At 43.1% G+C, this 7140-nt stretch carries 11 protein-coding genes; 4 read left to right on the top strand and 7 right to left on the bottom strand.

The features are described from left to right. Positions 1-232, top strand: a 232-nt coding sequence (locus HMPREF1863_RS09295; protein WP_232300090.1) for a hypothetical protein, incomplete at its 5' end; no start/stop codon positions are given. A 548-nt stretch (positions 233-780) separates the two neighbouring features. On the opposite strand, the gene HMPREF1863_RS02035 is transcribed toward HMPREF1863_RS09295, so the two are convergent. The 7 genes from HMPREF1863_RS02035 to HMPREF1863_RS02005 form a co-directional block, all read right to left on the bottom strand. Then, on the bottom strand, positions 781-1551 hold the full coding sequence (locus HMPREF1863_RS02035) for a hypothetical protein (protein ID WP_068366944.1): 771 nt from the start codon (positions 1549-1551) through the stop codon (positions 781-783). Continuing rightward, positions 1544-2239, bottom strand: a complete 696-nt coding sequence (locus tag HMPREF1863_RS02030; protein WP_068366942.1) for an ABC transporter ATP-binding protein — start codon at positions 2237-2239, stop codon at positions 1544-1546. The genes HMPREF1863_RS02035 and HMPREF1863_RS02030 overlap by 8 nt, the downstream gene beginning before the upstream one ends. Before the next feature lies 1 nt (position 2240). Continuing rightward, the gene (locus tag HMPREF1863_RS02025) at positions 2241-2603 is read right to left on the bottom strand and encodes a GntR family transcriptional regulator (RefSeq protein ID WP_068366940.1); all 363 of its coding nucleotides are present in this window, start codon (positions 2601-2603) and stop codon (positions 2241-2243) included. Between the two features lie 23 nt (positions 2604-2626). Continuing rightward, positions 2627-3379, bottom strand: coding sequence for an ABC transporter permease (locus tag HMPREF1863_RS02020; RefSeq protein WP_068366938.1), 753 nt, complete (start codon positions 3377-3379; stop codon positions 2627-2629). After that, positions 3357-4235: an ABC transporter ATP-binding protein gene (locus tag HMPREF1863_RS02015; protein WP_068366936.1), complete on the bottom strand. Its 879-nt coding sequence runs from the start codon at positions 4233-4235 to the stop codon at positions 3357-3359. Before HMPREF1863_RS02015 ends, HMPREF1863_RS02020 begins: the two co-directional genes overlap by 23 nt. A gap of 153 nt (positions 4236-4388) precedes the next feature. Next, positions 4389-4967 (bottom strand): DUF3793 family protein, encoded by a 579-nt coding sequence (locus HMPREF1863_RS02010; protein WP_198142698.1) that lies wholly within the window; start codon positions 4965-4967, stop codon positions 4389-4391. Continuing rightward, on the bottom strand, positions 4957-5376 hold the full coding sequence (locus HMPREF1863_RS02005; protein ID WP_407705187.1) for a flavodoxin: 420 nt from the start codon (positions 5374-5376) through the stop codon (positions 4957-4959). The genes HMPREF1863_RS02010 and HMPREF1863_RS02005 overlap by 11 nt, the downstream gene beginning before the upstream one ends. A 508-nt stretch (positions 5377-5884) precedes the next feature. Between HMPREF1863_RS02005 and HMPREF1863_RS02000 the strand changes: the two genes are divergently transcribed. From HMPREF1863_RS02000 to HMPREF1863_RS01990, 3 genes are read left to right on the top strand one after another with little or no spacing between them, the layout of a single operon-like run. Then, positions 5885-6367 carry a hypothetical protein gene (locus tag HMPREF1863_RS02000; RefSeq protein ID WP_068366931.1) on the top strand — a complete coding sequence of 161 codons (483 nt, stop codon included), beginning with the start codon at positions 5885-5887 and terminating at the stop codon, positions 6365-6367. A gap of 8 nt (positions 6368-6375) precedes the next feature. Next, positions 6376-6591, top strand: coding sequence for a helix-turn-helix domain-containing protein (locus HMPREF1863_RS01995; RefSeq protein ID WP_068366929.1), 216 nt, complete (start codon positions 6376-6378; stop codon positions 6589-6591). Next, a complete protein-coding gene (locus tag HMPREF1863_RS01990; RefSeq protein ID WP_068366927.1) occupies positions 6584-7069 on the top strand; it encodes a hypothetical protein in 486 nt (161 codons plus the stop codon). The genes HMPREF1863_RS01995 and HMPREF1863_RS01990 overlap by 8 nt, the downstream gene beginning before the upstream one ends. Positions 7070-7140 lie beyond the last annotated feature (71 nt).

The following is a 7140-nucleotide window of genomic DNA, read 5'->3' as shown; positions in this document are numbered from 1 at the left end:
GAAACTTGTCTTAATTAGTGTAACCTATCCACCGCATTTCCCCTTCCCCGCGGACCCCATCCCCATTCTGGCCGGCTTTTTAATAAGAAGAAAATGCCTGCGGCATTTTCCCCATCTTATGCCATGCAAGCAAAAAGAAACACATTACATTTATTCAATAGTTATTAAAAAAATACCTGAAACAGAGTGTGCTTTCTCGCGACGCAACCCAATACAAATCGAGGCCCGTTAGGGCTTCGGACTGCTAAAAAGCGTTAGGGTGGAAAGGAAGGAGGTTTTAGGAGGTATGATTTGCTTTTAAAAGAAAAAAACCTCCGAACGAATTTTAAAAAAATACATTCACGCACAAAACTACTTTTTAATTCGGTTTTACACAACCCCAGAACCATGTCGCGGGGAAGGGGAAAGGAAAGAGGGCGAATCGCAACGCCCTATTCCTTTCCCCGGAAAATATTTAAGATGAATGCTCTACTTTATCAAGAAAAAATCTTCTGAAAAAATAATAAAATCAGTGTTCTCGCAACGTAATTGCTTTTATTCGGTTTCACACAACCAGGAAAGCTCTGTCGCGGAGAAAAGAGAGAATCCGGGCGCCCTATTCCCTCCTCCTAAGTTTCAGAAAAAGATTTTTGAGTGAATCTTTTTCTTTTGAAAGAGAAAAGCCATCTCATATCTTTTATAAAAATCATTTTTCATTAAGATAGTCCATTTCTTGAAGAAGAAAAATCTTCATCAAAAAAAGAAGACCTTTCGATCTTCTTTCTTTTCTTTCCATCCATTCTATTGTGCCGAAAGTTTACGCTCGTGGCTGTACACGCTCCGTAGATAAAGAATCACAGATACGATCGCCATAATCACCAAATAGGCGCCGCCGATAACGTGAACCATGCGAGTAACCGAGGCGATGGCTGCATCGGGATTAACGGCTCCCGATCCTTTGTAGTAATCCAGGAAATGACCGCTTAAAAAATCTACAAACAGACTACTGCCGATGCCGTAAACAAATTGTAGGGCGATATAGAGCAAAATCGGCCCGCCGATGCCGTATCGCCGAAATATCTTTTCACTTCCCACACTTACGACAAAGACCCAAGAGCACGCTCCCATTATGATGCTGGTGAAGATGAGCAACACGCCGATGACGTAAACTGAAGGGGGAACCTGTTGAAGATAGGGTATTAATTCTGTCTTGACTTCCGTTGAAACTGAGATGTCTCTCAACATTCTCAGATAGACTTCGATCCCTTTCACGAGGATAATCACCAGTTGCCACAAATTGACAAGGATAAACCATATAACCCGCCCGCCGACGATCTCTTTTCCCGTAAGGGGCAAGCCGCTGAAAAAGCTGCTGTACTCGCCGTAAAAGCGTTTATAATCTCTGTAACATAGCATGAGAGTCGCCACGATAAAGGTCACGTAAATGGCCATAAAGTTAATGACAGGCCCTATTTCGTACGTCAATACCACAGACGCCAAGAGGGGCAAAATCGCCATGGCGAGCAGTATCCATTTGTCCCGTTTTAAATAGTAGCTTAATAATTTAGACACGGTACACCTCCCTGAAAATCGCTTCTAAATCTGTATTGTACTTTTCCCGAAGGGCGTCGGCTTCATCCTGAATCATAACCTTTCCGTCGCCGATCATCACCGCCATGTCGATAATGGGCTCGATGTCGCGCACCATGTGAGTGGAGATGATCAGAGTCGCCTCGGGATCGAAGCCGTCTAAGATGCCATCCAAAACCCCTTGTTTCGCCGCCGGGTCTACGCCACCGATGGGTTCGTCCAGGAGATAAAGTTTCGCTTTTCTCGAAAGGGTGAGGGTGATTTGCAATTTGTCTCGCATCCCCTTGCTCATTTCCCGAATGCGGCGATCTCTCTCCAACTTAAAGCGTTCCAGCATTTTCCGCGCTTTTTCCTTATCGAAATCATCGTAAAAATGCTTGTATAGGTCGATAGCATCATCCGCCGTTAAATCTTTGGGAAGGGGCAGGTGATCCGGCTGGTAGCTGACGTAGGATTTCGTCAAAGGCCCCGGTCGGTTACCGAATACCGCCACGTCGCCTTTATAATTCATTTCAAGACCTGCTAAAATTCTTAAAAGCGTGGTCTTTCCGGCGCCGTTGGGACCGAGCAAGCCGACGATATGCCCTTCGTCCAGTGTTAAATCGAATCGATCCAAGACTATATTGCCTCGGTATTCCATGGTGAGATTTTTTATTTCCGTCGCTTTCATCTTATTCCCCCTTCGTCCAGCGTTTTTCAAGTAGTGTCATGGCCGTTTCTTTCGTCATGCTTAAATCGTCCGCCACACCGATGAGCGCGTCGCAAGCGTCGAAAAAAGCGTCTTTCGCCAGCGTATCGATGCTCTTTCTGTTATCGGTGACGTATTTTCCCCGGGTCCTGTCCGTAGCGATCAACTCCTCTCGCTCCAATTCTTGTAATGCGCGTTGCACCGTGTTCGGATTCACGCTATAGGTTTTTGCCAAATTTCTTACCGATTCCAGCTTTTCGCCGGGAGCCAATTCCCCCGATGCGATCTGCTTTTTAATTTCTTCGTATAATTGCAGGTAAATGGGCCGATTGGTGTCAAATTCCACAATACCCTCCTTTCGGTTGCCACTTATAGATCGCTTTTTTTAAACTTTCGATTGCCTATTAAGTTAAGACCACATACCAGCCCCCAATTTAAAACCATAAATTTTATAAAATCTGTAGTGTCTACGGAAGCTATAAGTTTCCCTAAATAATAGATCGGTATTAGGGTCTGAATCATAGGAAACGACTTTAAATACATCATAATCACGTAGAGCAGAATAAACATCCCTACAGATGCATAGGATTTAAAGTACATGCTCAAACACTGCACCAAGCTTATGATGAGTATATAAAATGAACCGATGCCCACAATGGTCATAAGATCGCTTATCCAATTTGTTCCTGCGAATGTACCGCTTGCAATGTCCATTTTTGAAAGGAACACATAATAGCAGGCGAGACAAAATAAAACAAATAATAGGGATACGATCACCCAGTAAAAGGTCTGGGCATAAAACTTTGCGTAATAGATTCTACGCCTTTTATTAACGCGGGTGAGCATCATGGATATACTGCCATTTTCTATTTCGCCTTTTAAAATGTTGGCGCTGTTAATAGCGAGAAATAGGAAAATAATAAACACCATGTAAACTAATGTGTACATATCATTGGCGAAAGTTAAGCCGTTAATAAGTTCCTTACTATTGTACGTAATGATGCCGGAATGGGTGTACACCCCCAAGCTGTAAAATAGCGGTAAAGCAAACATGAAAAGGATCAGGAGATTTTCTTTTCGTTTTAATTGTTTATATATTTCAAATCTTATCAGTTGTGCCATTCTCTCCCTCCTCCAAAAAGCTTTCCAAGGGGTTCATTATCTTTTCGATAGTTCTGATTTTGGTGACACTGCCGATATGCTGTAATTTCTCATGCAGTTGGTCTTCCGTCACTAATAGTCTATGCTCATCAATTTGTTCCGCGTAGCGACTATCCACTAATGCCGAACACTCCACGTTTAACACAATCGGGCTTTGTATATGAATGTCCCCGTCGTACCGTTTCACGCCGTCTTTTATGACGACCAATCGATTACAAAGGGATTTCACTTCGTCTAAATTGTGATCCGAAAAGATAACCGCCATCTCACGAGTTTTCACCATCTCCCGAATAAAATCCTTTACCATGTTGCGACCGTGAATATCCAATCCCACAAAGGGCTCATCTAGCAACATAAGAGTGTCTGCGTTTAAGATCGCCTGAGCAAAACCCAATCGCTGCTTCATGCCGAAAGAAAAAGGTTTTACCTTCTTATGCTCCGAACCTCTCAGCCCTACAATATTTAGAACTCGTTGAATTTCATCTTCCATTTTCTTATGGTTTTGTACGCCGTTTAAAAATAAAACAGCTTCTAAATTTTCATAGGCAGTTAAATATGGATAGAATTCAGGATTGACCGACACGCCGAAGTTTTTTCTTCGCTCCGAATCGATTGTCATCTCTTCGCCTTCATAAAATACCTTGCCCTTATTAGGATGAATATTTCCGGATAAAATATTGAGCAGGGTAGTCTTTCCGGCACCGTTGATGCCGATCAGGCCCACAATATCTCCTTTTTGAAGGTTCATGGAAAAATCGAAGAGACCTTTTCCCTCACCGTAATCCTTCGTAACTGACTGTACCTTTAGTAATTCCACGCTTACCCTCCTTTCGACTGTATCACTCCCTTAATACATTGTCATTGTATCATCGTCTTAATACAGTGTCAACTCTGTTTTTGAAATTTTTTGCACGAAAAAAGGACGTCACGCAGACGTCCTTTTCAACAGAATATAGGAAGGTGTCATTATTTAGTTTACTTGCACGCCTCGTCGCATGACGAGGTATTTCGCTAGGTCAAAAAAGAAAAAGCGTATTTTCGATAGCAAGATGTTTTCGTAGCATTTCCAGTATCCGACGAAGCGATGTTCTCGCCTCTTGGCGAATGCTTCCACATCGGATAGAGGATAGCCTAAAAAGATGCCGATTTCGTCGGGGCAGCCAGTTAAAAATCGTCTTTTTAACTCCGCAATGGCTTCCTCCGCCGTATCATATTTATAGCCGCGATTCTTTAAAAAAGCTTGGCATCTTTTGTCTGTTAGTTTGTGTTCAAGTTTTTTTTGATCATAGAAGTAAAGTAATAAACCGCCTTTGGCATTTACGAATTCAGCGTGTGCAAGGGGTATGGATTGTCTCACGCTTTCATCGCATCTCCAACAACCTGAAAGATCTCTCGAATGGTTCACTAAGCTGACAAGAGTTCCTGTCTTTCCGCAAAAAGTTGTCGGCGCCGTATAGGCTTTTAATATGGCTTCCAAATATGCACGATCGTCACAGGATGCGCATTGGTTGAGATAGCCAACTGTCGTATGGTTCAGCTTACGCTTCACATAACGCGCGAGCACTTTTTTTGCACTCCTCTACTGCATCGCTATCCGGCTCGCCTTTGGCGATGACGGTGTCGATGTAAGAAACACTTTGGCCTCGCACTTCGTCTTCCCAGGTTTCCATCCATTCGCCGTCGGCCCAATCGTAGGAACCGAACAAGAGGACTTTCTTACCTTTAAGAAGAGGATTTACGTCGTCCATAAAAGGTCGCATACTGCCTTCTTCCAGTTCCTCAGCTCCCATGGCCGGGCAACCGAAAGCGATCTTTTCTGCACTTTCTACTACTTCTTGTGTAGCGCTATCAACTTCGATAATGTTAGCTTCTTCACCGGCATCACGGATTCCTTCAGCAATGGCATTGGCCATGGCTTCTGTATTTCCGGTACCGGACCAGTAAATTACAGGTATCATACACATTCTCCTTTCCACCCTGCGGCACCTGCACGCTGCACACTATGGCATAAACGAAAGAAGTATCTGATATATATGTACCACAAGGTTCTTTTGATAATTCTTATCGTTTACATCTATGATTATATAGGCTCGCCTTTAAAAAAGCAAGGGCTTTTCGTAAATATTTGATAATTATTTTCAGTTATCTTTTCAATGGCTATTTTCTCACCTTTACATCATGAGCGTCCACAAAATACCCTCCCCTTCTTTTTCTGCAAAGGTTCATTTTGATGCTTACTCTATTTCTCATTTTTATTGCCCGTTAATAAAGAACGATCTCTCGTATCTATTGTGAACAACGTACACTTTTATGCGATTCCATTTTATCGGCTAGCCTTTTGGATATGGGAATTCGTCTAAATTTCCTTTTAAAAATAAAGATATCTTATCCTTTTCTTAATGTTTTTCGCTAAATCCTTATTGAATATCGTTAACCTCCGGGTATAATAATCTTAGGAGGTAACGTATGAAACAATTTAAATTATATTTCATCGGCTTCGCTTTGGCGCTGGCTCTATTAGGCGTCGCCACATTGTTCGCCATCATCGGCGTCTTGCCCATTAAGGGATGGGTCACCGGCGATCCCACGTTTGCACCTTATCTATACATGGTGCCCGTCGCTCTCACGCTTTTCGCTCTGATCGGCCTTTCCCTTATGGCGGCCATTCTATCGGGCATGTACACGACCTATCTCTACGGCAGGGGCAAAGTGTTTGAACTGCCTATGGAAAAAGGACTCAATCGCACGGGGCTGGCTTTTTTGGCATCAAGTCTTTTGACGTTTCTCTTCGGCCTCTATCTCGGAATCAATTTAGGATCTATTGCAGTTTTCATCGCCTCTCTGTTATTTGTAGGCTTGTTTTTACTGCCGGCTTTTCTCTTTTTTCTTCTCGCCGATGTGGTGGAAAAGGGACGTCTGCTCCAAGATGAGCATGATCTTACCATTTGAGGTGCGCCATGATTCAAATTGATTTAGATCTTATGCTCGCCAAACGAAAAATGACCCTCACCGAACTTTCAAAGGCGGTGGATATTAGCTTGCCCAATCTCTCGATTTTAAAGACGGGAAAGGCAAAGGCCATTCGCTTTTCTACCCTCTCCGCCATTTGCAAGACGCTGGATTGCCAGCCGGGGGATATTTTGCGCTATGAAGAAGGTGATGATAATGAATGATTATCGTAAGCGAGGGGTTTTATTACTCTCCGCCTGTTTTCTCCTCGGTTTCACCGTCGTCCTTTTATCCTCGGACCGGACGCCGAGGCCTTTAAAGGAGGCGAATTATTCCTTTAACACGAGATTCTCCGGAAGGGCGCAGGAAGAATTTTCCATAAAAAAAGCGCCGAGTTTCCTCGGCGACGGCGTATCTCTTTATATCTATACTTTAAAAGACGACGATATGAAAATTTTAAAAACAGATTTGAAGACAAAAAAATCCTATCCTTACAACTCCCCAATCGGAGAAGCTGTTGCCGGCGATTTGCAATTAGCGCTCAGGGAGCCTGACGCTACTTTTGATTTCGGTTCATTGAATAAGTATGACTATTATGTCCACGATCGCTCACCTTTTAAAACAAACACTCCCTCGAATTACGACGCCCTTATGGTGGAGAAGAATGGGAATCGCGTCGTTTATATCGTAAGCGATTCATAATCTTTATCTCTGAGTCGACCTACAAATCTTACAAAATATAGGTTCTAAAATATCCGTTGGGGAGTAACCTC

Origin of the sequence: Aedoeadaptatus coxii (assembly GCF_001553115.1) — a bacterium.
Taxonomy (GTDB): Bacteria; Bacillota; Clostridia; order Tissierellales; family Peptoniphilaceae; genus Aedoeadaptatus; species Aedoeadaptatus coxii.
The sequence above is the reverse complement of the archived record's forward strand: the minus strand, read 5'-3'. Positions and strand labels throughout refer to the sequence as shown.

What these genes read in the sequence shown, in the direction of transcription:
- HMPREF1863_RS02005 (WP_407705187.1), bottom strand. Translation starts at nt 5,376, where the DNA reads ATGATACCTGTAATTTACTGGTCCGGTACCGGAAATACAGAAGCCATG.
- HMPREF1863_RS01990 (WP_068366927.1), top strand. Translation starts at nt 6,584, where the DNA reads ATGAATGATTATCGTAAGCGAGGGGTTTTATTACTCTCCGCCTGTTTT.
- HMPREF1863_RS01995 (WP_068366929.1), top strand. Translation starts at nt 6,376, where the DNA reads ATGATTCAAATTGATTTAGATCTTATGCTCGCCAAACGAAAAATGACC.
- HMPREF1863_RS02030 (WP_068366942.1), bottom strand. Translation starts at nt 2,239, where the DNA reads ATGAAAGCGACGGAAATAAAAAATCTCACCATGGAATACCGAGGCAAT.
- HMPREF1863_RS02020 (WP_068366938.1), bottom strand. Translation starts at nt 3,379, where the DNA reads ATGGCACAACTGATAAGATTTGAAATATATAAACAATTAAAACGAAAA.
- HMPREF1863_RS02000 (WP_068366931.1), top strand. Translation starts at nt 5,885, where the DNA reads ATGAAACAATTTAAATTATATTTCATCGGCTTCGCTTTGGCGCTGGCT.